Source organism: Streptomyces maremycinicus (assembly GCF_001184025.1).
In the GTDB taxonomy this organism is placed as follows: domain Bacteria; phylum Actinomycetota; class Actinomycetes; order Streptomycetales; family Streptomycetaceae; genus Streptomyces; species Streptomyces maremycinicus.
In genome coordinates this window covers 1-1,009 of sequence record NZ_BBYG01000003.1, presented here as the reverse complement: position 1 = coordinate 1,009, position 1,009 = coordinate 1, and the positions used below count along the sequence as shown (strand labels likewise).

The window sequence follows — 1,009 nt, the reverse complement described above, 5'->3', positions numbered from 1 at the left end:
TAGGCGCTGTTTCTCGGATCTGCCTTCGTGAATGGGGTGTTGGGGGCAGGCTGGCTGCATGGGACGTGGTGACCTGACGAATGCGGAGTGGAATCGGCTGGAGTCGTTCTTACCTCGTGGTGGTTCGCGTGGGGGCCGGTGGAGTGATCACCGTCGAGTGATCAACGGGGTGCTGTACCGGGTTCGCACGGGGGTGCAGTGGCGGGATCTTCCGGAGCGGTTCGGTCCGTGGGAGACGGTCTACAAGCGCCATCGGCGCTGGTCGGCCGACGGGACCTGGCAGATGCTGCTGTCGAAGGTGCAGGCCGCGGAGGACGCCGCGGGCGGGATCGACTGGGACGTGTCGGTGGACTCCACGGCGGTGCGTGCCCACCAGCACGCCGCCGGCGCACGGAAGACGCCGTCCGCCACGGTTCTTCAAAGGGGGCCCGGCCGGGGGACGAACCAGGTCAATCCGGCGCTTCGGAAACTGGCCGTCCGACTGGAGGAGGTGGTCAGGTCGGCGAATGTCTGGGACGCTCCCGCGGCGGCTTCACCACCAAGATCCACCTCGCAGCCGACGGACGATGCCGACCCCTCGCCTTCCTCCTGACACCCGGACATTACGGAGACGGCCCTCAACTCCGGCCCGTCCTGGAGCAGGTGTCGGTGCCCCGCATCGGAGTGGGCCGGCCCCGAACCCGGCCCGACCATGTGCTGGCCGACAAGGCCTACACGTCCCGCGAAAACCGCCGCTACCTGCGACGACGCGGGATATCACACACCATCCCCGAGCGACTCGACCAGCGCAGACACCGCCATGCCCGCGGTTCTCGCGGCGGCCGGCCCACCGGGTTCGACCGCGAGCACTACAAGAAACGCAACACCGTCGAGCGGGCCATCAACCGCCTGAAAGGCTTCCGTGCCGTCGCCACACGCTACGAGAAACGGGCCTACATCTACCTCGGCACCGTCACCCTCGCCGCACTCATCATCTGGCTCCGCACATGATCCGAGAAACAGTCCCTAG

Annotated in this window: 1 pseudogene; it reads left to right on the top strand. The window is 67.4% G+C overall.

The window, feature by feature from the left end:
* Positions 1 to 58: 58 nt before the first annotated feature.
* Positions 59 to 990, top strand: a pseudogene (locus tag AOQ37_RS38185) (IS5 family transposase).
* Positions 991 to 1,009 lie beyond the last annotated feature (19 nt).